This is a genomic window from Gordonia liuliyuniae (assembly GCF_021738805.1).
In the GTDB taxonomy this organism is placed as follows: domain Bacteria; phylum Actinomycetota; class Actinomycetes; order Mycobacteriales; family Mycobacteriaceae; genus Gordonia; species Gordonia liuliyuniae.
The window spans coordinates 189,009-211,383 of the sequence record NZ_JAKKOR010000012.1; the positions used below are offsets into that span (position 1 = coordinate 189,009).

General features: G+C 66.8%; 20 protein-coding genes and 1 pseudogene. 9 read left to right on the top strand and 12 right to left on the bottom strand.

Going from position 1 to position 22,375, the window contains the following annotated elements:
* Nucleotides 1-6: 6 nt before the first annotated feature.
* The 4 genes and pseudogenes from L5G33_RS16820 to L5G33_RS16835 form a co-directional block, all read right to left on the bottom strand.
* The gene (locus L5G33_RS16820; protein ID WP_236999313.1) at nucleotides 7-1,491 is read right to left on the bottom strand and encodes a flavin-containing monooxygenase; all 1,485 of its coding nucleotides are present in this window, start codon (nucleotides 1,489-1,491) and stop codon (nucleotides 7-9) included.
* A gap of 74 nt (nucleotides 1,492-1,565) precedes the next feature.
* The gene (locus tag L5G33_RS16825) at nucleotides 1,566-2,582 is read right to left on the bottom strand and encodes an AraC family transcriptional regulator (protein ID WP_236999314.1); all 1,017 of its coding nucleotides are present in this window, start codon (nucleotides 2,580-2,582) and stop codon (nucleotides 1,566-1,568) included.
* Between the two features lie 12 nt (nucleotides 2,583-2,594).
* Nucleotides 2,595-4,031, bottom strand: a complete 1,437-nt coding sequence (locus L5G33_RS16830; RefSeq protein WP_236999315.1) for an amino acid permease — start codon at nucleotides 4,029-4,031, stop codon at nucleotides 2,595-2,597.
* Nucleotides 4,032-4,284: 253 nt separating this feature from the next.
* Nucleotides 4,285-5,565, bottom strand: a pseudogene (locus tag L5G33_RS16835) (condensation domain-containing protein); the annotation flags it as partial.
* A gap of 51 nt (nucleotides 5,566-5,616) precedes the next feature.
* On the opposite strand from L5G33_RS16835, the gene L5G33_RS16840 reads away from it, so the two are divergent.
* The 3 genes from L5G33_RS16840 (at nucleotide 5,617) to L5G33_RS16850 (ending at nucleotide 7,898) form a co-directional block, all read left to right on the top strand.
* Nucleotides 5,617-6,387, top strand: a complete 771-nt coding sequence (locus tag L5G33_RS16840) for an alpha/beta fold hydrolase (RefSeq protein ID WP_236999316.1) — start codon at nucleotides 5,617-5,619, stop codon at nucleotides 6,385-6,387.
* Nucleotides 6,388-6,477: 90 nt separating this feature from the next.
* Nucleotides 6,478-7,107, top strand: a complete 630-nt coding sequence (locus L5G33_RS16845) for a DUF2461 domain-containing protein (RefSeq protein ID WP_236999317.1) — start codon at nucleotides 6,478-6,480, stop codon at nucleotides 7,105-7,107.
* Nucleotides 7,104-7,898 (top strand): RCC1 domain-containing protein, encoded by a 795-nt coding sequence (locus L5G33_RS16850; protein ID WP_236999318.1) that lies wholly within the window; start codon nucleotides 7,104-7,106, stop codon nucleotides 7,896-7,898. The genes L5G33_RS16845 and L5G33_RS16850 overlap by 4 nt, the downstream gene beginning before the upstream one ends.
* A gap of 21 nt (nucleotides 7,899-7,919) precedes the next feature.
* On the opposite strand, the gene L5G33_RS16855 is transcribed toward L5G33_RS16850, so the two are convergent.
* Nucleotides 7,920-9,233, bottom strand: coding sequence for a cytochrome P450 (locus tag L5G33_RS16855; protein ID WP_236999319.1), 1,314 nt, complete (start codon nucleotides 9,231-9,233; stop codon nucleotides 7,920-7,922).
* Between the two features lie 86 nt (nucleotides 9,234-9,319).
* Here L5G33_RS16855 and L5G33_RS16860 point away from each other — a divergent pair, with 86 nt between their 5' ends.
* Nucleotides 9,320-9,934: a TetR/AcrR family transcriptional regulator gene (locus L5G33_RS16860; protein ID WP_236999320.1), complete on the top strand. Its 615-nt coding sequence runs from the start codon at nucleotides 9,320-9,322 to the stop codon at nucleotides 9,932-9,934.
* A 56-nt stretch (nucleotides 9,935-9,990) separates the two neighbouring features.
* Here L5G33_RS16860 and L5G33_RS16865 read toward each other — a convergent pair whose 3' ends face one another.
* Complete coding sequence (locus L5G33_RS16865) at nucleotides 9,991-10,875, bottom strand: SDR family NAD(P)-dependent oxidoreductase (protein ID WP_236999321.1); 885 nt, start codon at nucleotides 10,873-10,875, stop codon at nucleotides 9,991-9,993.
* Nucleotides 10,869-11,420: a nuclear transport factor 2 family protein gene (locus L5G33_RS16870; RefSeq protein WP_236999322.1), complete on the bottom strand. Its 552-nt coding sequence runs from the start codon at nucleotides 11,418-11,420 to the stop codon at nucleotides 10,869-10,871. Before L5G33_RS16870 ends, L5G33_RS16865 begins: the two co-directional genes overlap by 7 nt.
* Before the next feature lie 97 nt (nucleotides 11,421-11,517).
* On the opposite strand from L5G33_RS16870, the gene L5G33_RS16875 reads away from it, so the two are divergent.
* Genes L5G33_RS16875 through L5G33_RS16895 form a run of 5 tightly spaced genes read left to right on the top strand, consistent with a single transcriptional unit; the run spans nucleotide 11,518 to nucleotide 16,033 of the window.
* Complete coding sequence (locus L5G33_RS16875; protein WP_236999323.1) at nucleotides 11,518-12,984, top strand: aldehyde dehydrogenase; 1,467 nt, start codon at nucleotides 11,518-11,520, stop codon at nucleotides 12,982-12,984.
* A 30-nt stretch (nucleotides 12,985-13,014) separates the two neighbouring features.
* Entirely contained in the window at nucleotides 13,015-13,749 is a 735-nt protein-coding gene (locus L5G33_RS16880; RefSeq protein WP_236999324.1) for an SDR family oxidoreductase, read from the top strand.
* Nucleotides 13,749-14,615, top strand: a complete 867-nt coding sequence (locus L5G33_RS16885) for an NAD(P)-dependent oxidoreductase (protein ID WP_236999325.1) — start codon at nucleotides 13,749-13,751, stop codon at nucleotides 14,613-14,615. Before L5G33_RS16880 ends, L5G33_RS16885 begins: the two co-directional genes overlap by 1 nt.
* Before the next feature lie 56 nt (nucleotides 14,616-14,671).
* A complete protein-coding gene (locus tag L5G33_RS16890) occupies nucleotides 14,672-15,010 on the top strand; it encodes a carboxymuconolactone decarboxylase family protein (RefSeq protein ID WP_236999394.1) in 339 nt (112 codons plus the stop codon).
* A gap of 18 nt (nucleotides 15,011-15,028) precedes the next feature.
* Nucleotides 15,029-16,033, top strand: a complete 1,005-nt coding sequence (locus L5G33_RS16895; protein ID WP_236999326.1) for an NAD-dependent epimerase/dehydratase family protein — start codon at nucleotides 15,029-15,031, stop codon at nucleotides 16,031-16,033.
* A 14-nt stretch (nucleotides 16,034-16,047) separates the two neighbouring features.
* On the opposite strand, the gene L5G33_RS16900 is transcribed toward L5G33_RS16895, so the two are convergent.
* The 5 genes from L5G33_RS16900 to L5G33_RS16920 form a co-directional block, all read right to left on the bottom strand.
* Entirely contained in the window at nucleotides 16,048-17,754 is a 1,707-nt protein-coding gene (locus L5G33_RS16900) for a class I adenylate-forming enzyme family protein (protein ID WP_236999327.1), read from the bottom strand.
* Between the two features lie 147 nt (nucleotides 17,755-17,901).
* Nucleotides 17,902-18,843: an alpha/beta hydrolase gene (locus L5G33_RS16905; RefSeq protein WP_236999328.1), complete on the bottom strand. Its 942-nt coding sequence runs from the start codon at nucleotides 18,841-18,843 to the stop codon at nucleotides 17,902-17,904.
* On the bottom strand, nucleotides 18,840-20,231 hold the full coding sequence (locus tag L5G33_RS16910; protein WP_236999329.1) for a flavin-containing monooxygenase: 1,392 nt from the start codon (nucleotides 20,229-20,231) through the stop codon (nucleotides 18,840-18,842). The genes L5G33_RS16905 and L5G33_RS16910 overlap by 4 nt, the downstream gene beginning before the upstream one ends.
* Before the next feature lie 15 nt (nucleotides 20,232-20,246).
* Nucleotides 20,247-21,095 (bottom strand): LLM class F420-dependent oxidoreductase, encoded by an 849-nt coding sequence (locus L5G33_RS16915; RefSeq protein ID WP_236999330.1) that lies wholly within the window; start codon nucleotides 21,093-21,095, stop codon nucleotides 20,247-20,249.
* A gap of 169 nt (nucleotides 21,096-21,264) precedes the next feature.
* Complete coding sequence (locus L5G33_RS16920) at nucleotides 21,265-22,341, bottom strand: oxygenase MpaB family protein (RefSeq protein ID WP_372476928.1); 1,077 nt, start codon at nucleotides 22,339-22,341, stop codon at nucleotides 21,265-21,267.
* Nucleotides 22,342-22,375 lie beyond the last annotated feature (34 nt).

Here is a 22,375-nt window from a genome sequence, read left to right on the forward strand (position 1 = left end):
GCCGGTCTACGCGTGCGTCGCCCCTGGCGCCGCATAGGCGTTCGGATCGAATTCGCGTGTCGCCGAACGATACTTGAAGGTGAACCCCGGCCAGTTCTGGGTATTCTTGCCGGACGCCGTCGTGTACCAGCCGTCGCATCCCGTCGCCCAGACCGTCGTACCGAGCTGTGCCTGGATGTCGGCGTTGTAGGCGTCCTCCACGTCTTGCCGGACGGTGAGCCACCGGCCTGCGCTGCGATCGATCTCCCGCACCGCGTCGACGATGTACGCGAACTGCGATTCGAGCATGTAGACGATCGAGTTGTGCGACAGGTTCGTGTTGGGCCCGTACAGCATGAAGAAGTTCGGGAACCCGGCCACCGCGATGCCCAGATACGCCTGAGCGCCGTCGCGCCACGCCTCGTTCAAGTCTTCGCCGCCGAGCCCGGTCACCGTCATCGGCGCCAGGAATTCGGTGGCAGCGAACCCCGTACCCAGGACGATGGCGTCTACCTCGTGCAGCTTTCCGTCTACTGTCACCACACCGCTGGGTTCGATGCGCTCGATACCGTCCGTGACGACGTCGACGTGCTCGCGGACGAGAGCCGGGTAGTAGTCGTTCGACATGAGGATCCGCTTGCACCCCATCGGATCCGTCGGAGTCACCTTGCGACGCAGCTCCGGGTCCGCGATCTGCTTCTTCAACGACCTCAGATACCGCTTCTCGAAGACGCTGATCAACAGCCGGCCCGACTTGGAGCCGTTGAACCCCAGCCCACGCGGCTCCAACCACGCGTACGTCGCGAGACGCGACGCCTTCAGCAGTGTCGGGAATCGTTTGAACGCCGCGATCACGCTCCGCCGGTACGGGTAATCGGGTTTGTCGATGACGTGCGGCGCGTGCCGCTGGAACAGTTCCAGACCCGCAGCGCGATGAGCGATGTGCGGGACGAACTGGATGGCGGACGCGCCGGTCCCGATCACCGCGACCCTCTTGCCTTCGAACTCGTAGTCGTGGTCCCACGTCGCCGAATGGAACATTGTCCCGGAGAAGCTGTCGATGCCGTCGATCCGCGGGTAGGCGGGACGACTCAGCTGGCCGGTCGCTGCGATCAGTATCTGCGCGCGATGTGTCTGCTCGCCGTTCAGCTCGAGTTCCCATTCGCCTGCCGACTCGTCGAACGTCGCGTTGAGGACCTCGGTGCCGAACCGGATGTTTCGGCGGAGATCGAAACGGTCGGCGCACTCGTTCAAGTATCCGACGATCTCCTGCTGGCCGGCGAACCTCCGTGACCAGTCGGGTTTCGGCGCGAACGAGAACGAGTACAGGTGCGACGGCACATCGCATTCGGCTCCCGGATACTCGTTGTCGCGCCACACTCCCCCGACGTCGTCGGCCTTCTCGAAGATGACGAAGTCGTCGTAGCCGGCCTGGGTGAGCTGTGCGGCCATCCCGATGCCGCCGAATCCGGTGCCGATAATGGCGATCGTCGGGCGCGTATCTGCTGTCATGCCCTCACGGTATAACCGCGGCCGCGCGGTCGGCAGGTGCACGACGGCGCAAGAGTTACTCGTTTCGGCAACCCTCAGCGGCCGGTGCGATGCCGCACGTACTCGGCGGGACCGCAGCCGTGCCAGCGGTGGAAGGCCTGCGAGAAGCTCGACACCTCGACATAGCCCAGCCGCTGCGCGGTCTCGGTGACGGTGAGTCGCCCGCTCACCAACATCTCCTCGGCGAGTCGAGAGCGCATCTCCTGCAGCAGACCGCGATACGAGGAGCCCTCGGCCGCCAGCCGGTGACGCAACGTCCGGGTGCTCATCGCGAGAGCGCGCGCCGCCTCGTCTGCGGTCGGCGGTTTCGCCGGGTCGGTCGTCAGCAGATCTTGGACCCGTGCCGCCAGCCCCGACCGTGCCGCCCGCGTGCGCAGCAGGTCGCGGCACTGCGCCTGCGCGAACGCCGCCGCCTGCGCATCGGCGCGCGGCAACGGCTCATCGATGACCTCTCGCGGCAGACGCAGCAGCGTCTCGTCGCACCCGAACACGGGACGCGCGTCGAACACCTCGATGTACGGCTCGATGTGGTCGGGTTCGTCGAAGGCGAACTGGATCTCGAGCGGACGATCCGCGTCGGCGACGAGGTCGCGCGCGATCGTGCGCACTGCGGCGAGGTCCCGTTCAACGACGAATCGTCGCACAGCCGCCGGCACGTCCGGGACGGTGAACACCAGCTCGAACCGGTCGCCAACGTCGCGTGGCTCGATGCGCGAGAACGCAAACGTCAGGTCGAAGTAGCGCAGCCCGACCTCCACGGCGCTCCGCAGAGTCGGGCTGCTGATCAGCGCGAACCCGAAAATCCCGTACGTCGTCAGCTGGTAGCGAGCACCGGCCCGCACGCCGACGCCGGTGCGGTCGCCGAGCGCGTCGACGAGGTTGCCGACGACGACGAGTTCCTGTCGGAGCTGAACTTCCGAGTCGGGTCGCGTCACGACATCGACGTCGAGCCCGGTGCCGGCGAGCGTCTGCTCATCGGACAGCCCGGCGTCTCGGGCGAGGCCCAGCAAGACGAGGACTCCCGCCGACGACCGCGGGATGCTCCAATCCATGGTGGCCGACGGTCAGCGCATCACGGCGGGCGTTCCGGAGCGCCTGACCTGTCGACGTCGGCCGCCCGTCCACCCGAAGTAGCAGGCCGTCACGATGATGAACCAGATGGCGCCGACGACGAGGGCGATCCGACCGTCCTCGTTGAAGAACAACAGCACGACGACCATGCCGAGGAACGCGAGCGCGACCGTGGAGCTGACCATGCCGCCCGGGACGGGATAGCCGGAGTCGGGCAGATCCCCGGAACGGACCTTGAACCGGTACCGCATCTGACACACGATGATCGTCGCCCACACGACGACGATTCCGACCGTCGACACGGACGTGATGTAGGTGAACGCGTGCTCCGGGTCGATCACGTTGACGACCACGCCGATCACCATGACGACGGCGCTGAGCACGATGCCGGTGACCGGTACTTGACGGCTCGACAAGTTGGCGAGGGCGCTCGGTGCGTCGCCGCGCTGCGACAGCGATCGCACCATGCGTCCGGTCGAGTAGATGCCCGAGTTGCACGAGGACAACGCTGCGGTGAGCAGGATGAAGTTGACGATGCCCGCCGCGCCCGGGATGCCGATGTATTGGAACACAGCGACGAACGGGCTGGTGCCCTCGTGAAAGTCCTTCCAGCTACGGACCGACAGGATGACAAGGAGCGAACCGACGTAGAAGATGCCGATGCGAAACGGGACCGAGTTGATGGCGCGGCGGAGGGTGACGCGCGGATTCTGCGCCTCACCCGCGGTGACGCCGACGAGTTCGACACCGACGTAGGCGAACATGACGATCTGCAGGCTGAGCAGCGCGTTGGTGAATCCGGTTGCGAAGAAGCCGCCGTCGCTCCACAGATTCGTCACCGACGGTCCGGCGTCCGGCCCCAGCCCGGAGATCGGGAGCAGCACGCCGATGCCGATGATGATCATGCCGAGGATGGCGGTCACCTTGATCGCCGAGAACCAGAATTCGGCGCGACCGAACAGTCCGACGGAGATCAGATTCGCGCCGAACAGCACGATGAGCGCGACGAGTGCGGTCACCCATACCGGGATCGCCGGCCACCAGTAGTTGATGTACTTGCCGGCCACCGTGATTTCGGCCATGCAGGTGGTGACCCACACTGCCCAGTACGTCCAGCCCTGGCTGAAGCCCATGAACCGACCGAGGAACTCGTCGGCGTACTCGCTGATGCCGCCGGAGATCGGGCGGTAGAGCAGGAGGTCACCGAGGGATCGCATCACGATGAAGATCGCGAGACCTGCGAGGGCGTACGCCAGGATCAGGGCCGGGCCTGCCTTCTCGATCGCGCCGCCCGCCCCGTAGAACAGGCCGGTGCCGATGGCTCCGCCGATGGCGATCATCTGCACGGTGCCGGACGTGAGGCCTCTCTGGTAGCCCTCGTCGACGCTCGTGTCGTCGACCTTGTCGGCGCTCTGCGGTGTAGACGTCACCGGCGTTCCTCTCTGGGTATGCGTTGTGCAGCGGGAGTGAATCTACTCTCGTCGTGTATCTCGCGTGTTACCTGGTTCACGTAGAAACCGATGGACGACTTACATCGACCTGGGGCGTACGGGTGCTGCGGCAGCGAAACCTACACCGCAGGGGGCCAGCATCGGGCTATCGGCGGTCGTGGCGCCTGAGCGGTGTAGGTACGTGACATCGCGGGGAGATATCCTCGCGACGCTCAGAGCCGCCGGGTGATCACGATGAGGCTGCCAGCGACCGCATTCGTTCGACGAGGACGTCGAGCCAGCCACCCACATTGCGGCGAGCGTCGACGGTGTCCGGGTATCGGCATCGCAGATGCAGGCCAGCGTCGTCGAGGATGAACCACAGCATGACGCCATCGGTGCGGATGACCGCTCCGACGTACTGCGCGTCGATCGTGTGCGAGTCGATCTGTACCGGGAGACGCCGGAGGTCGAGCCATGAGATCGCGAACATGCCTGCTTTCTCCGGCATGTCGCCACCCCACGCGTCCAACACGTCGCGCAGCGGCCACGAACCGAGGCGCACCGCCTCGCGGATGGCGTCGGCGCTCGCCGCCGGATCCGGGTCGGCCGATTCGAGCACCGAGTTCGTGATGAACCAGCCGACCGACTCGTGCCAGGTGTCCTCGTATCGGCTGTGCACCGGAAACACGGCGCGCAGCGGGGCATCCGCGAGGTCACGGGTCACCGCGGTCATCACCGACACCGCGAGCGACAACGTCGACACTCCGTCGGCACGCGCCTGCGCGGAGAACGTCGCACTTTGGTCGACGTCGAACACGTCACGCACTTCGACGCGCTCGGGTTGAGGCTCGGCTGGCCCCAACTGCAGCGGGAATCGAGGCATCACACCGCCGCCGGCTGTCAGGATCTCCTCCCACCGGCGGTGCACGTCGGAGGGAGCCGTCGGGCGCTCCGCGAGCGCACGCGTGTGATCGACGAACGCAGCAGCGGCCGGCAGCGACGGGCGCCCGCCCGCGGTGATTCCGGCGAGCAGATCTCGGGCGACGACGAGCATTGACCACATGTCCACGTGCGAATGGTCGGCCGCGACGACGACAGTCGACGACGTCGCCGTCTCCAATACGCACAAGCGGTGCGACGGCGAAACGTACGGCGAGCACGCGGTGTCGAGGACGTCGCGGAGAGCCTCGTTGACCGCCTGCCCCGGCCCGATCGGGTGCTCGACCCAGCCGCCCGGAGCGATGTCGACCTCGAACAGCCGCGGTCCGTCGTCGCCCGGGGCGAACACCGTCCGCAGCGTGTCGTGGCGATCGATCACGGCGAGCCACGCCGACGCGAGAACCCCACGGTCCACCGGCCCGTCGAGGCGGAACGAGAGCGCCATCCACGAACCTGGCCGATCCCCCGCTCCGACGTGTCGCCGCTGGTCGAACGAGACCGGCTGCTCGGTGCCGCGGTCGCCGACACGCACGTCGTACCCCCACAGCCTGCCGAACGGCAGTCGCAGGTGGCCGACGTTGTCCAGACGCATGCCGGTGTACGCTACGCCCCATCCCGATCGCCGCAACTCCAGGAGAGACCCGTGCCCACGTTCGACGTTCCCGGAGCCCGGATCGCGACCCAGTTCAGCGACGAAGGTGGACGGGCCGTCGTCCAATTGCACGGCCTGACGTCGAGCCGGTCACGTGACCGTGTGCTCGGCATGGACCTCGGTCGCGGCCTGTCCGGGACACGCCTGCTGCGGTACGACGCGCGCGGCCACGGCGAGTCGACCGGTGCCGCGGCGCCCGACGACTATCGGTGGACGAATCTCGCCGACGACCTCCTGCGGCTCCTCGACCACTGGTTCCCCGGCGAGCGGGTCCACGGAGTCGGGCCGTCGATGGGCGCCGGCACCCTGCTGCATGCGGCAGTCCGCGAACCCGAAAGATTCTCGAGCCTCACACTGATGGTTCCCGCGACGGCATGGGCCACCCGAGGTGCCAAGGCCGAGGAGTATCGACGGTCAGCCGACATCGTCGAGCAGGAGGGGCTCGCGGCGTTCGTCGCCTCGGGAGCCGACAGCCCACACCCTCCGGCGTCGGCGGACGCACCGCCGACCCTGCCCGCTGTCGCCGAATCGCTGCTCCCCTCAGTACTGCGGGGCGCCGCGCTCAGCGACCTGCCACCGCTCGACGACATCACCGCGATCGCCGTGCCCACGACGATCCTCGCCTGGATCGACGACCCCGCTCATCCCCTCTCGACCGCACAGGCACTCGTCGAGACACTGCCGAACGCATCGCTGACCGTTGCCCGCACTCCTGCCGATCTGGCGCAGTGGCCATCGCTTCTGCACCATTCACTGTTCTGATCGGCGGCGCGCGGGTCGAATGTGGGCCTGCCGCGAAGCTGCTGAACCCGGTGTCCAGCTCGTAGTACGCCCGGTCGATATTCTCGACCCATGAGCTTCACTGGATTCCCCGAAGCGGCCCTCGACTTCTACGACGACCTCGAGATCGACAACAGCAGAGTCTTCTGGGACGCGCACCGCGACGTCTACCGCGATGCTGTCGCCGCGCCGATGACCGCTCTCACCGCCGAGTTGGCCGACGAGTTCGGCGACGCGAAGATCTTCCGCCCATACCGTGACGTGCGATTCTCGAAGGACAAGACACCGTACAAGACCCACCAGGGCGCCTTCGTCGCCGTCGCCCCGGCAACCGGCTACTACGTCCAGATCGGCGCCCCCGGGGTCCGCGTCGGGGCAGGCTTCTATCACGCCGAACCTGAACGCCTGGCCTTCCTGCGCCGCGCCATCGACGACGACCTGCACGGCGCCGAGCTCGAGAAGCTTGTTGACGGACTCCAGCGACGAGGCTGGGAAATCGACGGCGACCGGCTCAAGACCGCACCTCGTGGGTGGGCGAAAGACCACCCACGAATCGAACTCCTCCGACACCGGTCATTGATCGCCAACCGCGACTACGGCTTCGAGGGAATCATCCACACCCCCGATCTCGTCGACGAGATCCGCGCACACTGGAGACAGACACGGCCGCTCCTCGACTGGCTCGTCCAACACGGCGGATGAGCGCGTTCGCCGCGCTCGCGGCGGGCCGACGACACTGGGGCGGGCTCCGAGACGACGGAACCGTCACCGCAGTGGGCGACGGCCGCGCGGGCGAATGCGCTGTCGGCGACTGGACCGACGTCGTCGCGATCGCGGCAGGCGCCGTCCACGCTGCGCGCAACACCGGCCGCTCGCACACCGTCGGACTCCGAGACGACGGAACCGTGGTGGCGACCGGATGGAACGACGACGGCCAGTGCGACGTGGCCCACTGGACAGACGTGGTGGCGATCGCGGCGGGTTGGCGGCGGACTATCGGCGTCCGCGCCGACGGGACCGCCCTAGCCGCGGGGCGCAACCGCGAACAGCAGTGCGCCGTTGACGACTGGCGTGGCGTCCTCGCCGTCGCGTGCGGCGACTGGCACTCGGTCGGACTTCTCGCCGACGGATCCGTTCGCGCCACTGGAAACGACACCAGGCGACAATGCGACGTCGGACAGTGGCGAGACGTAGTCTCGGTGGCGGCCGGGTCTGTGCACAGTGTCGGGCTCCGACGCGACGGGACCGTCGTCGCGGCAGGCCGCGGCCCTACGTGCGAAGTCTCCGAATGGACGAACGTCGTCGGTGTGACCGCGGGCAGCCACCACACGATCGCACTACTCGACGATCGAACGGTCGTGGCCGCCGGCGCCGACGAACAACATCAATGCGACGTCGAGCAGTGGCAAGACGTCGTCTCGGTGGCGGCCGGGTCGACGTTCACGGTCGGGCTGTTGCGTGACGGCTCGGTCGCAACCTCTGGCGAATTCTGACCCCCACTACTGCCGCTGTGCTCAGCGCCGTCGGACAGCCATCCGACCGCCGAACCGCGGCGCGAACGCGACACCGCGCGAATGCAGCGCCTCGGCCCTCGCGGTCGACGGCTCGATGCGGAACTCACGCAAGACAGTCCGCACGACCACATCCATCTCCATCGTCGCGAACGCCGCACCGATGCACCGTCGTGTGCCGCCGCCGAACGGCAGCCAGGCAGCGGACGGCGTGCTCCCGACGAACCGGTACGGGTCGAAACGCGCGGGGTCGCGGAACTGTTCGCTGTCGTCGTGCAGCAGCGAGATCGCGACCATGGCGTTGTGTCCGCGCGGAATCCGCCACGGTCCGATCTCCAGATCGTCGGCGACGACGTGTCGTCCCGCAAAGTCGATGACTGGTCGCGACCGCTGCGTCTCCAGGATCACCGCGTGACGGAGTTCGTCGCCGTCGCCTTGAGCTTCGACCGCCAGGTCGTCGAGGATCGGCCGATGACGTTGAATCCGTTCGAACAGCCACGCAAGAGTGGTCGCCGTGGTCTCGTGACCGGCCGCCAGGAGCGTGAGCAGCTCGTCGGCGATCTCGTCGTCCGTCATCACGCTGCCGTCGTCGTAGGTGCTCTGCAGCATCAGCGCGAGGATGTCGTCCCGGTCGGCCAGATCCGGGTCGCTGCGCGCCTCTCCGATCACTCGGAGGATCGTCTCCTGGTACCGCGCGCGACGGAGACGCAGGTGCACATTCGGGTCGACTCTGCTTAGCGCGCGAGGCAGATCCGGCATCGTCGCCGACCGCGATCCGGCCGCCACCAGATCCGGAAGTTGCGCACGAAGATCGTCGAAATCGTCGCCGTCGGCACCGAACACCGCTCGAAGGATCACGTTGAGGGTTATCCGCATCATCGGCTCCAGGGATGCGAAGCGCTTCCCGGTCGGCCATGTCGCGATCTCGCGCTCGGTCTCCTCTTCGACGATCTGCTCATAGGTGCGGATCCGCTTGCCGTGCAACGGCGGCGTCAACAGCTTGCGGCGACGCCGATGGTCGGTGCCTTCGATCGCGAAGATCGAGCCCGAGCCGAGCACGCGGCCGAGGTTCGGCTGGACGTTGATCGTCTTGGCACCGGAGGTGAACAGTTGTTTCGCCATCGCGGGGTCGGAGATCACTACGAGGTTCCCGAACACCGGAACCTCGAGCTCGAACACGGGGCCGTAGCGGGCTCGGCACGCGCGGAGCACTCCGCGGCGGGCGGCGAGAAACCCGACGCCCTGAAGCCACGTCGGCAGCGGCACTTTCGGCGGCAGCGCCGAGGTCGACGACTGCTGAGGGACTTCGGTGGTCATCAGGCGGTCTCCGTTCACTGGTACGACACCGTACCAGTAGACGGTACGCTGACGTACCACCGGGGGCAAGGGCCTATTCTGGAGACGTGACATCGACCAGCGCCACCGACGGAATCGCGGACACCGACTTTCAGGCTCGATCCCGCCTCCTGTCCGCGATGAGCGAGTGCGTGGCACGCCTCGGGTACCGCGCGACGACCGTGGCCGACGTCGTCCGGGTGGCCCGCATGTCGCGCCGGTCCTTCTACGAGCACTTCACCGACAAGTCCGCCTGCTTCGTCGCCGTCCTGCGCGGAGCGAACGACGAGATGATCGACGCCGTCGCCGACGCCGTCGACGCGTCCTCCCCGTGGACCGATCAGGTGCGACAGGCCGTGACCGCGTACGTCGAACTGAGCGAAGCGCGCCCGGAACTGACGTTGAGTTGGATCCGGGAACTCCCCGCACTCGGCGAGCCCGCGCAAGAACTCAAGACCGAAGCAATGGACGCCTGGATCTCCCTGTTCGTCGTTATCACGTCGACGCCGAGCGTCGCCGCAGACGGGATCGAGCCGGTCTCCCGGATCACCGCGATCATGATATGGGGTGGAATCAGGGAGTTGACTGCCGACTCCGTCGAGAACGGGACGCCACTGTCGGCGATCATCGAACCCACCACCCAGGCGTGTATCGCGCTGATCGCCGGCAACACCGCCCGCTGAGTCCGACCGATTCCAGGGCGCGACGGCGGAGTGGACGCCGTCCTCGACCGGTGCGATCAGCGGGAGGCGATGAGGGCGGCGACTTCGGCCAGTGAGTACGGCGGCTCGTCGTCGTGGCCGCGGTAAGCGACGAAGCTGGGTTGGAACGGCGGATACTCACCGATGAATCCGCCTGCCGCACTGAATATCTCACCGGTGACGTCGGCAGCGAGGTCGCTCGCGAGATAGGCGTAGAGCGGAGCGACGTACTCGGCGGGCGCAGGTTGGAGCGCGACATCGCGCGTCCCCTCATCGAGCAGCCCCCGTTCGTGCAGATCGTCGATGTGGGCGCGGTAGTCGTCACCCGACGACAGCCGGGTCTTCCCGCCGGGGCAGACGACGTTCACCCGAACTCCATTCGGCCGCAGTTCCGCGGCCAGCGCCATGGCGAGACTGTTAACCCCGCCCTTTCCCGCCGGGTAACCGATACCGCCGAACATGCCGGACGACGCCGCCGATCCGGTGAGTACCACGGCGCCCGCTCCCTGCGCGACGAGCAGCGGCGCCGCCGCCCGGGCGAGCTCAAACGAGCTGACGAGGTGAACGTCCAGTTGCGCGCGGAACTCGTCGGTCGTCGCCGTCAGGATCGATGAGCCTGCCGGTTCTGCGGCGCCCGCACAGTTGATCACGATGTCGACCCCACCGAACTCGACGACGGCGGCGTCGACCATCGCCTGTGCAATCGCGTGGTCCGCAGCACTCCCCGCCACGGGGACGGCGACACCACCCGCGGCCGACAGTTCAGTGGCGGCAGCCAGCGCGACGGCCTCCTCCCGACCGTTGACGATCACCGAAACACCCTCGGCCACCAGAGCTTTCGCCACAGCCAGCCCGATGCCACGACTCGAGCCCGCGACGACGGCCCGCTTGCCGCGCAGTACCGAATCGGTCGGCGTCACCACATCGGCACGGGCGTCTGCCCGATCGGGTACCAGCCGGGAAGCGGCCCGTCAGCGTTCAGAACGCGGTCGATCCGGCCCTGCAGGCCCGGGGTGATCACGCCGTCGGTGAGCATCTCCGCGAACAGCGCGGTGACGTTGCCGTAGTCGAAGAAGTCACGCTGCCAGCCCCACTTGAAGTCGCCCGCGTACTTGAACCAACTGCCTTGCACACCGTTCAACGCGTAGTGGGTGCCGTCGGCACGAGTGGCCTCGTTGATCTGCTTCCACAACCCGATCATGTCGCCGGTCTGTTCGTCGATCACCCACGACTGATACGGGTACGTCCACCCGTCGAGCCCGTCCATCTCCAAGCCGATGGCGATGTCGCGAATCTCGTCGCGCCCCACCGCCATGAAGTCGTTCTTGGGGCCGTAGTTCCATCCGTAGGTCGCGTCCTCGGTGTAGAAGTCCGCCAGCGGACGCCAGTCGCCTGCCTTCTCCACGTCGATGTTGGCCTGCAGCCAACGCTCCTTCATCCCGTCAAGTTCAGCGCGATCGAATGCCATGGCGGCGACCAACTTCCTGTGAGTACTGGACATCTGACCCGACGCTACATTAGGTTCAAACGCAAGTCCAGACAGTTGTCCAGAAGGAGAGTCAGGCGTGTCCCTCAAGCCAGAAAACAGTTCTGAACTGTTGATCGACGGAGAATTGGTGCCCGGCTCCGCCGGCACTTTCGACGTCGTCAACCCGGCGACCGAAGAGGTGATCGGACAGGCCGCGGACGGCAGCGAGGCCGACATGAGCGCCGCCATCGCGGCCGCGCGCACCGCCTTCGACACGACCACGTGGTCGCGTGACCCGGCCTTCCGCGCCACCTGCCTCCGCCAACTACGCGACGCCCTCCTCGGCCACCTCGACGAGCTCCGCGAGATCACGATCGCCGAAGTGGGAGCCCCCAAGTTCCTGACCTCCGGGCCCCAACTCGAAGGCCCGATCACCGACCTCGGATACTTTGCCGACCTCGCCGAGAGCTTCGAGTGGGAGACCGATCTCGGACGGGCGGAACCGATGGGCATCGCCAACGACCGACGCCTACGACGCGAAGCAGCGGGCGTCGTCGGCGCGATCACGCCGTGGAACTTCCCGCACCAGATCAATTTCGCCAAGATCGGGCCAGCCCTCGCGGCCGGATGCACCGTCGTCCTCAAACCCGCCCCCGACACCCCGTGGTGTGCCGCACTCGTCGGCAAGGTCGTCGCCGAGGAGACCGACATTCCGGCAGGCGTGTTCAACGTGGTCACGTCGAGCGATCACCGGGTCGGCGCACTCCTGTCGACCGACCCGCGCGTGGACATCGTGTCGTTCACCGGGTCCACCGCGACCGGACGAAAGGTGATGGCCGCCGCGTCCGAGACGCTCAAGCGGGTCTTCCTCGAGCTCGGCGGCAAGTCGGCGTTCATCGTCCTCGACGACGCCGACCTCGCGACGGCCTGCTCGATGGCCGCGTTCAACGTCGTCACCCATGCGGGCCAGGGCTGCGCGATCACCACGCGACTGCTGGTCCCTCGCGAGCAGTACGACGAGGCGATCGGCCTGGTCCGCGACTCGATGGCCGGTCTGCAGCCCGGCGACCCCACCAAGGGTGGAACCATCTGCGGACCGTTGATCTCCGCCGTTCAGCGCGACCGCGTACTCGGCTACATCGAACTCGCCAAGACTGAGGGCGGCGTCATCGAGACCGGCGGCGGTCGACCAGCCGACAAGGAAAAGGGCTTCTACGTCGAACCCACGCTCATCTCCGGTCTCGACAACTCTGCGCGCGTCGCCCAGGAGGAGATCTTCGGCCCCGTACTGGTCATCCTCGCCCACGACGGCGACGACGACGCGATCGCGATCGCCAACGACTCGCCGTACGGCCTGTCCGGCGCCGTGTGGGGAACCGACCCCGATCGGATCAACAAGGTCGTCGACGGTGTCCGCACCGGAACTATGGGCGTCAACGGCGGCATCTGGTATTCGGCGGACGTCCCGTTCGGCGGCTACAAGCAGTCCGGCATCGGCCGCGAGATGGGCGTCGCCGGATTCGAGGAGTACCTGGAGACCAAAGCCATCGCAACCCCCGCCTGACACCCGAACCACCACCACAGAGGGAACCCCATGAGCACCAAGCGTTTTGAAGGAAAGACCGCCATCGTGACCGGCGCCGCAGGCGGCATCGGCGAGGTGTACGCACGCCGTCTCGCCGCGGAGGGCTGCCACGTGGTCGTCGCCGACCTCAACGACGAGGCGGGACAGGCCGTCGCGGCGGACATCGGCGGGCTGTACGTCCACACCGACGTCGCCGACCCCGACTCCGCCGAGGCGCTCGCCGACGCGACGATCGAGAAGTACGGACAGATCGACTACCTCGTCAACAACGCCGCGATCTACGGCGGCATGAAGCTCGACTTCCTCATCACCGTTCCGTGGGACTACTACAAGAAGTTCATGAGCGTGAACTTCGACGGCGCGCTCAACGTGACACGTGCCGTCTACGGGAGAATGAAGCCGGGCAGCGCGATCATCAACCAGTCGTCGACCGCAGCATGGCTCTACAGCGGCTTCTACGGTGTCGCGAAGGCTGGCGTCAACAGCCTCACCCAGCAACTCGCGACCGAGCTCGGCGGCTCCGGGATCCGCATCAACGCCATCGCGCCCGGCCCCACCGACACCGAGGCGACGAAGACCACGACGCCCGGCAACATGGTTGCCGAGATGGTCGGGAAGCTACCGCTCTCGCGGATGGGCACCCCCGACGACATGGCCGGGATGCTGCTGTTCCTGCTCTCGGACGACGCGGCGTGGGTCACCGGGCAGATCTTCAACGTCGACGGCGGACAGATCATCCGGTGATGAGTGGCAACGACGAGACCGTGTCAGAACCGGTCGGATTCATCGGCCTCGGCAACATGGGCGCCCCCATCGCCGAACGCCTCGCCGCCTGGCCGGGCGGACTGATCGTCAGCGACGTCCGACCGGACGCCACGATCGACGGCGCGAGGCGCGCCGAATCGCCCGCCGAGATCGCGTCCGCCGCCACCGTCATCGGAATCACCGTCCTCAATGACGAGCAGGTCCGCACCGTCGTCACCGGACCCGACGGCATCTTGGCGAGCGCACGTCCGGGCACGGTGGTCGTGATCCATTCGACGATCGGCCCGCACACCGCGGTCGACCTTGAAGCGGTGTGTGCGGCCAAGGGCGTCGCGGTCCTCGACGCGCCCGTCTCCGGCGGCGCGCAGGGCGCGAAGGAGGGCAGGCTGGCGATCATGGTCGGCGGCGACCGCGACGCCTACCTGCGGATCAAATCGCCGTACGCGCTCGTGTCCGACATGCTGATCCACGCGGGTCCGGTCGGGTCGGGAACCAAAATGAAGCTGGCCCGCAACCTGCTGCACTTCATCTCGTTCACCGCGACGACGGAGGCGTCCCGGCTCGCTGAGGCCGCAGGCATCGACCTGGTGAAACTCGGCAAGGTGGTCCGCCACACCGATGCGATCACCGGTGGCGCGGGCGCGATCATGTTGCGCGACACAACCGCACCCATCGCGCGCGACGACTTCTGGTACGACGTGTTCGACCACGTGCGCGGCCTCGGTGAGAAGGACCTCGGACTCGCTCTCGATCTGGGCGACGAACTGGGCGTCGACCTGCCTCTCACCGCACTGGCACTGGAACGATTCGCCGATGGACTCGGCGTGGGAAAGGACGACAAGTGAGCACTCCGGAGGATTCCTCGGAAAAGATCTCCCCGCAACGCCAGAAGGGCCTGGACATGATGTCCAAGGTGTACGGCTGGGAGATGAAGGACGGGCCGGGCGACTTCTTCGCCCACACCGCGGATCAGGTGTTCGGCGAGGTGTGGTCCCGTGACGGGCTCAGCATCCGTGACCGTCGCCTCCTGCTGCTGGGGGCGCTCGCTGCGACCGGACAGATCGACGTCGCCGAGATCCAGGCGGGCGCCGCGCTCGGCAACGGCGAGCTCGACGGCGACGAACTCCTCGAGATCGCCCTGTTCCTCTGTTATTACATCGGGTGGCCGCGGGGTTCGGCCCTCAACATGATGTTCGGTGGGGTCATCGACAAACATGAGAGGGCTCAACGCAAGGATTGAGTCGAACGATCGCAAGGCATGGGAAGGCAACGGATGCGCGTCCTGGTGACGGGTGCGACCGGCTTCGTCGGAGGCTGGATCGCGAAGGCAGTACACGAACACGGCCACGAGGTCCGGCTCCTCGCACGCAGCCCCGAGAAGGTCGCCGACTCGGTGACCTTCCTGGGGTTCGACCCCGACGTCGTCGTCGGTGACATCGGCGACCCCGACGCCGTTCGACGGGCCCTCACCGGATGCGATGCGGTGATTCACGCCGCCGCCGAGGTCGCGCTCCACGCGGGCAAGGCCGACGACTTGGTCCGACGCAACGTCGAGGCCTGCCGAAACGTCCTCGGTCAGGCCGCCGACCTCAGCATGGACCCGATCGTCTACGTGTCGAGTTCGGGGGCGCTCTGGGACGCGGCGGAGCCGGGCGTCGCACCGAACCTTCCGGTGCGAGGCGGACCGGACGCGTACGGACAGTCGAAGGCGGCGGGCGAACGGTGCGCGCGGGAACTCCAAGACGCAGGCCATCCAGTCGTGATCGTCTACCCGACCGCGGTGATGGGGCCGTCCGCGCACGGCCGGTTCGGCGAGGCCGGCGACGCCGTCATCACCTTGACCAGGGCGGGCGTCGTCGGACGGACGGCAGCCCTGACGATCGTGGACGTCCGTGACGTAGCCGAACTGCACGCACGCGTACTCGAAGTCGGCCGGGGTCCGCGCCGATACGTCGCGGGCGGACATCGTCTCGGCGACGCCGAACTGGCTCGATGTCTCAGCGAGATCACCGGCCGCCGGATCCGCCACTGGCCGATCCCGAACTCGATACTCGCCTGGGCTGGCCGCGTCGCCGACCGGGTGCCCGGTGTGGTTCCGCCGTTCCTGTCCCAGCTGAGCGAGGCCGCGATCGGCTACCTCGTCCACGCACCGATCCCGGACAACACGGCAGCCGAGAACGATCTGGGCATGACGTTCCTTCCGGCTGCCGAGACGCTCGCCGCTGTGTGGGACGAGCATCCGTCAGGCGGCGGCTCCCGCTGATCCGCGCGCGACGATCAACGCAGGAAGTTCTCGCGGATCTTCCGCTTGAGGATCTTGCCCGTAGCGTTGCGCGGGAACGGACCGAGGTCGAACACCACGTCGGTCGGCGTCTTATACGCGGCGAGCGATTCGCGGACGATGTCGCGGACATCGTCCGCGGTCAAGGCGAGTCCCTCGGCGACGGTGACGGCGGCGACCACCTTCTCGCCCTGTCGCGGATCGGGCACGCCGAACACCGCGACCTCGGTGAACCGTTCGGACGCCAACAGCGTGAACTCGACTTCCGCGCAGTACACGTTCTCGCCGCCGGTGATCACGATGTCCTTCTTGCGGTCGACGACGTAGACCAGACCATCGGCGTCGACGTATCCGAGATCGCCTGTGCGGTACCAGGACCCGTCAAGCACCGCGGCAGTCTCTTCTGGACGGTTGAGGTAGCCGGCCATCACCTGGGGGCCGCGGATCTGAAGTTCACCGGTCGCGCCCGGCCCGTCGAGGGCCTGGCCTGCCGCGTCCACCACACGCACCTCCATCACCGGGCTCGTCGCCCCTGCGGTGTTCGGATGGGTCGCGAGCAGGTCGCCGCCCGCCGTGCACACGCTGGCGGTGGTCTCGGTCATCCCCCACCCGACGCCGCGGGCAGCGTTGGGCATCACTCGCTCGATCCGACTCACCAGGTCGGGCGGTGTCGCCTGGCCCGCGGGCGAGACGTTGATCAGGGTTCCGACTTTCTCGGCGGGCGGTTCCGCGGACAACAGATCGATGATCACCATCGGCGGTCCGGCTAGCATCGACAGCTTGTACTCGTCGATGAGTTCGATCGCCGCGTCCACGTTCCAGCGGGGCATGATCACCGCGAATCCGCCCGCAGACATGGTCGTCAGCAACGATGCCAACCCCGATGTGTGAAACAGCGGGAAGATCAACAGCGCTGAGAGTTTCGGCATCAATCCGCGGAGCGCCTCCGGCTCCATTCCGTACTTGCGCGCGTTGAGAGCGATATTCGACTCCTTGATCACGCGCAGATTCACGACCAGGGTGCAGATGTTCCTATGGGTCAGCAGCACACCTTTGGAACGTCCGGACGTCCCGGAGGTGAACAGGATCCATGACACCGAATCGGGGTCGGGCACTTCTCGTGCGGCGATCGGCTCGCCGCCGGCCAGTAGGTCGTCGTAGCGACACGCGGGCGCGGACGGCAGGTCCCCGTCGCCGACGACGACGAGGTCGGTTTCCTTGTCCCGCGTTCGGATCTTTGCCGCGCGCTCGTCGTCGGCGACGATCACGACGCACGCGGCGTCGGCTACGGCACCGGCGAGTTCGCCTTCGCTCTCGCGGCCGTTGAACAGCACGGCGATGGCCCCGCACCGTCCGATGGCGACGAGCGAGACGACGAAGGCCATCCGATTCTTCATCGCGATCCCGACGCGGTCTCCGTCGGCCACACCGTGGTCACGAACCAACGATCCGGCGAGCAGCCCGGCCGCGTCGGACACCTGCCGATAGGTGTACGAGACGCCGTCTTCGACGAACAGCGTATCGTCGGCGTACTCCGAGACGGCTTCGGCGAACACTTCGTCGAAGCTCGTCGGTGTGTCGCGGTAGACCCGCATCGTCTCGCCGCCGACCACCGTGTCGATCACCGCGAACGGCCCGTCGGGACCGGTCAGTTCCGCTTCGATCTCGCGGTAAGCGGCTACCGATTCGTTGGCTGTTGTCACGAGTAGGACCTCCGGGTCGATTCTCCAGGCACGGCAAAAACTGAAACGTATTCTAGTTACACGATAACTGATGTAGCCGACGTCACTACGGAAACGTCGATTCTGTGCCGTCACACGACGCCGAGCGGCTGCTCCGTCAGCGGAGGGTCAGTCCGACGGAGCGAGGGTGCGCGTCAGAAAGTAGATCTGGTGCTCGGACGCCGCGTCGAAGTAGGGCTGTCCGGGGAAGATCCCGAAGTGGTCGCATGGGTAGTGGCGCACCTGCGCACGAGCTTTGACGCCCGCTTCGATTGCGGCGTGCGGCGGGGCGCTCCGGTCGAAGTCAGCGACCTGCATGAGTACCGGCACGGTGATGTCCGCGGCGTGTTTGTCGGCGCGGTAGCCGCCGATCTCGGTGCCGAGCGCCGCGTCGACTTCGTTGCACCACGTCGGCCCGGCGATCGCGAGGTAGTCGCCACGGTAGCCGGGCAACGTCAGTGCGCCGGGCTCACCGGGGTCTCCGACGATCGGCATCATCAGCGGTTCACGGCCTGCGAGACGACGAGCCTTGCTGCGGTACCCACGCACCGTCGACGCGGCCATCGCCGACACCGGGCCGTTCGCCAACGCGAGCCGTCCGGCTGCCAATCCGTTGACGAGCGGCGTCATCGAGACAACGGCGGCGATATCGTCGCGACCGGCGGCGACGGCGAGGACGTGCCCGCCGGACAACGACACACCCCACAGCACGATCCGCCGGGGATCGACGCCGTCGATCTGCGCGGCCGCGGCGATCGCGGCGCGGTAGTCGTCGAGCTGGTCGGCGAGTCGGACTGTCTGCCGTGGTTCGCCGTCGGACGCGCCGAAGCCGCGGTAGTCGAAGGCGAGGACGTCCACCCCCGCGACCGACAGGCGTTGCGCGAACGGCGCGAGACCCGAGTCCATGGTGCCGCCCAGCCCGTGCGCCATGACGACGACTGGCCTGCCGTTCGGCCCGGCGAGACGGTCGGTGCCCGCAGGGAAATGCCAGGCGGCGCAGCGCGTTCCCCCGCTGACGAAGGATGTCGGCGTGTAAGCGCCGGAGTCGCGTGTCTCAGGTCGAGCGGTCATGCTGTCACCGCCGTCGTCGACGCGCCGAAGCGTTCGGCTCGTGCGATGCCCGCAGGCAGTTCCCTTGTTCGCAGGTCGTGCTCGTAGATGAAGTAGTCGACCTGTTGGGTGTGGCGAGGTCGGTCCAGCATGTGCCCGGTGTACTTGTGCTGGTCGCTCACGATGACCTCGTTCATCACCTCGACCGACGGCAGCCGGTAGCGGCCGGCCGCGTATGCGCCAAGGAGGCGGGACTGACATTCGACGAACGGGAACAGGGTGGGCGTCGCCTGTGCGAAACCGATGAACACGAGATCGTCGAACCCCGGCTTGAACATGCGCTTGTACAGGTCGATGCGGTTGTGGGGAGCGCTGATGACGTCGTCGTCGAAGAACGGGAACGTGATGTTGTAGCCGGTCGCGTAGACGATCACGTCGAAGTCGCTGCTGGTCCCGTCGTCGAAGTGGACCGTCTCGCCATCGAGCCGGGAGACATTGGGTTTCGGGATCACGTCGCCAGACCCGAGTCGCAGCGGCAGTTCGACGGACTGCGTCGGATGCGCTTCGAAGAACTTGTGGTTCGGGGTCGGCAAGCCGAAGTTCTCGGGGCGTCCCGCCGACATCGGCTGGCCCCACTGGGCGATCTTCCGCTGCCACGACAACGGCACGTGCGGACTCGTCTTGTAGTACTTATCCGCGGGTCGTCCCGCGATGTACTTCGGCACGATCCACGCACCGGACCGGGTCGACAGCGTCACGTCGTTCTGCAGCGATTTCGATGACAGTTCGACGGCGATGTCGGCGGCGCTGTTGCCGAGTCCGACGACGAGAATTCGCTTACCGTGCAGGTCGAGCGGTTCCTGCGGATCGATGTAGTGGTGCGCGTGGATGGACTCGCCAGTGAACGTGCCGGGGAAGTCGGCCATCCGGGCGTCCCAGTGGTGGCCGTTGCCGACGACGAGCAGATCGAACCTCCGCGTCTCACCCTTCTGCGTGGTGAGCTCCCATCCCCCGCCGTCGAGCCGTCGAGCGTGCATCACCCCGTTCTCGAACTCGATGTTCGCGCGGAGATCGAACGCATCCGCGTAGTCGTCGAGGTACGCCTTGATCTGTGCGTGGTGCGGGAAATCCGGGTAGTCGTCGGGCATCGGAAAGTCTTTGAACGACAGCCGATGCTTGGAGGTGTCGATGTGCAACGAGCGGTAGGCGCTGCTCATGCCGTTCGGGTTGCGGAACGCCCAGTTGCCTCCGACGCGGTCAGAGACTTCGAAGCACGTGTAGTCGATCCCGTAGTCGGCCAGTATCTTTCCGGCGGTCAAACCGCTGATGCCTGCACCAATGATCGCGGTCGTCGGCCCAGATCGCCTGTCTCCCGAGCCCCTCTGTCCGGCACCCCTGTGTTCCGTCATGGCTTGCGCCCCGCCCTACGCGAGCCCGAGCTTGCCAGCGAGTTTGGCGAGGTACCCGCTCGCCCGTTCCTCACTGTCGTCGGGCACCCCGTACAGGACGGTCGTCACCCCGAGTTCACGCCACTTGTCGAGCTTGTCGGCGACCGGCTTGAAGTCGAGGACGACGATCTGCGGATCGCCTTCGCGTCCGGCGTCGACCCAGATCTGCTTGAGGAGCAGCACCGACTCCTCGATGTCCTGTTCGTTGGGCGTCGTGATCCAGCCGTCGGCACTGCGCGCGATCCACTTGAAGTTCTTCTCATTGCCCGCGGCGCCGACGAGCGTCGGCGGCCCCGGCTGCTGCACGGCCTTGGGCCACGCCCACGATGGGCCGAAGTTCACGAACTCGCCCGCGTACTGCGCTTCCTCGTCCGACCAGAGCGCGCGCATCGCTTCGAGGTACTCGCGCAGCATGGTCCGTCGCCGCTTCGGCGGGACCCCGTGGTCGGCGAGTTCGTCGAGGTTCCAACCGAACCCGACGCCGAGAGTCACGCGTCCGCCGGAGAGGTGGTCGAGCGTGGCGATGCTCTTCGCGAGCGTGATGGGGTCGGATTGAACGGGCAGCGCGACGGCCGTTCCGAGTCGGATCGTCGACGTGACCGCTGCTGCGGCGCTCAGCGACACCCACGGGTCGAGGGTGCGCATGTACCGGTCGTCGGGCAGCGACGAGTCGCCGGTCTGCGGATGCGCAGCGTCGCGACGGGTGGGGATGTGGCCGTGTTCGGGGACGTAATACGCACTGAACCCGGCGTTCTCGATGAGGGGTGCCAAGACCGACGGCGCGAGCCCTCGGTCACTCGTGAACTGGACGATGCCGAAATCCATGCTTACTCCTACGCGCCGACGACCGATGGCAGACTAATGACTGGACACTAGTCCAGTATTGTAACACGTTCTAGTACATGCGAGGGTTCAGAACGTCATCATCCGCGGTATTCAGCAACGTTCGCAGCATTCGGCGAGTGCCGCGCACGTCGCCGAATGCCGCGTCGGCTCACGACTGGGCGAACACCCGCTCGACCTGCTCGCGATCCATCTCCGGGTCAGACCCGAGAACGTACGTCGGTTCGGTGTGCGGGCTCGTCGTACCACCCGCGACGCGGCGCTGAGCGGCAGCAAACTCGGGAGCCGTCCCCATACTCGAATGGAGGCCGTTGATCGCCGTCCACACCGCAGAACGCCGGGCACGTCGCTCCACCGGGTTCGGCGGCTGGTACATCACCAGACGCGCAGCCCACGACGGCATGGTGTCGCGGATCGCCCAGTCGACCGCGGCTTGCGCCGGGTTGGTGAGGTTCGATCCGGTCGCCATCGCACTGCCGTACGTCAATCCGAGCTTCGGCAGATACTCTTCGAGACAGTCGAGAGTCTCGGCCTTCGACGTCGGTAGACCCGTGCCCCCGAGCGCGTGTCCGACGCGCACAAACTCGGCGTAGTACTCGTCGAGCGCGGCGCCGCGGAGCGGCTTCGGATGATAGATCTCATGCGCGGTCGCGATGCCCCAGACCACCGTCGCATAGTTCCACCGCAGCCAGTCCGGATCGTCGGCGTCGTAGGCGAGACCGTCGGGGCGGACCCCTTTGATCGTGTGATGCATCGATCGAACCGTGCGCGCGAGCCGTTCGGCGGTCGCCGAGGAGCCGTAGGCGGTCCCGACGAAGAACGCCAGCGAGTGCCCGAGACGGATCGCCGCCCCTTCCGGATCAATTCTGGCGACGAGCCCGTTCTCCGAGTTCTCCACGAGGCGGGAGTGATGCATGCCCATCCAGTAGATGCTCGGATCCAACCGCTCGAGGTACGACGCGCACTGGAGACCGAAGATAAGCGCGGGCGTGTGCGAGTGGACGTACCACGTCCGACTCTCCGGACCGAACCATCCGGGGTCGGCCGTCGGTGCTTCGAACTCCATCCCGCGGAAGAACTTCGACTTCACGTTCGCGGTGAAGCGTTCGTTGAGCCAGTCCCCCACGAATCGATGCGGCCATTGCACCGACACCGGGGCGACGGCGGGCAGCCCGGGGACGGACGGAAGTCTGGACGGCAGCAGGGACGGCAACGGCAGGGACAGCATCGTCGATCTCCTCATCATTCTGGCAACATCTGTA

What these genes read in the sequence shown, in the direction of transcription:
- L5G33_RS16820 (WP_236999313.1), bottom strand. Translation starts at nt 1,491, where the DNA reads ATGACAGCAGATACGCGCCCGACGATCGCCATTATCGGCACCGGATTC.
- L5G33_RS16825 (WP_236999314.1), bottom strand. Translation starts at nt 2,582, where the DNA reads ATGGATTGGAGCATCCCGCGGTCGTCGGCGGGAGTCCTCGTCTTGCTG.
- L5G33_RS16845 (WP_236999317.1), top strand. Translation starts at nt 6,478, where the DNA reads ATGAGCTTCACTGGATTCCCCGAAGCGGCCCTCGACTTCTACGACGAC.
- L5G33_RS16850 (WP_236999318.1), top strand. Translation starts at nt 7,104, where the DNA reads ATGAGCGCGTTCGCCGCGCTCGCGGCGGGCCGACGACACTGGGGCGGG.
- L5G33_RS16855 (WP_236999319.1), bottom strand. Translation starts at nt 9,233, where the DNA reads ATGACCACCGAAGTCCCTCAGCAGTCGTCGACCTCGGCGCTGCCGCCG.
- L5G33_RS16870 (WP_236999322.1), bottom strand. Translation starts at nt 11,420, where the DNA reads ATGGCATTCGATCGCGCTGAACTTGACGGGATGAAGGAGCGTTGGCTG.
- L5G33_RS16880 (WP_236999324.1), top strand. Translation starts at nt 13,015, where the DNA reads ATGAGCACCAAGCGTTTTGAAGGAAAGACCGCCATCGTGACCGGCGCC.
- L5G33_RS16885 (WP_236999325.1), top strand. Translation starts at nt 13,749, where the DNA reads ATGAGTGGCAACGACGAGACCGTGTCAGAACCGGTCGGATTCATCGGC.
- L5G33_RS16890 (WP_236999394.1), top strand. Translation starts at nt 14,672, where the DNA reads ATGATGTCCAAGGTGTACGGCTGGGAGATGAAGGACGGGCCGGGCGAC.
- L5G33_RS16895 (WP_236999326.1), top strand. Translation starts at nt 15,029, where the DNA reads ATGGGAAGGCAACGGATGCGCGTCCTGGTGACGGGTGCGACCGGCTTC.
- L5G33_RS16905 (WP_236999328.1), bottom strand. Translation starts at nt 18,843, where the DNA reads ATGACCGCTCGACCTGAGACACGCGACTCCGGCGCTTACACGCCGACA.
- L5G33_RS16910 (WP_236999329.1), bottom strand. Translation starts at nt 20,231, where the DNA reads ATGACGGAACACAGGGGTGCCGGACAGAGGGGCTCGGGAGACAGGCGA.
- L5G33_RS16915 (WP_236999330.1), bottom strand. Translation starts at nt 21,095, where the DNA reads ATGGATTTCGGCATCGTCCAGTTCACGAGTGACCGAGGGCTCGCGCCG.
- L5G33_RS16920 (WP_372476928.1), bottom strand. Translation starts at nt 22,341, where the DNA reads ATGCTGTCCCTGCCGTTGCCGTCCCTGCTGCCGTCCAGACTTCCGTCC.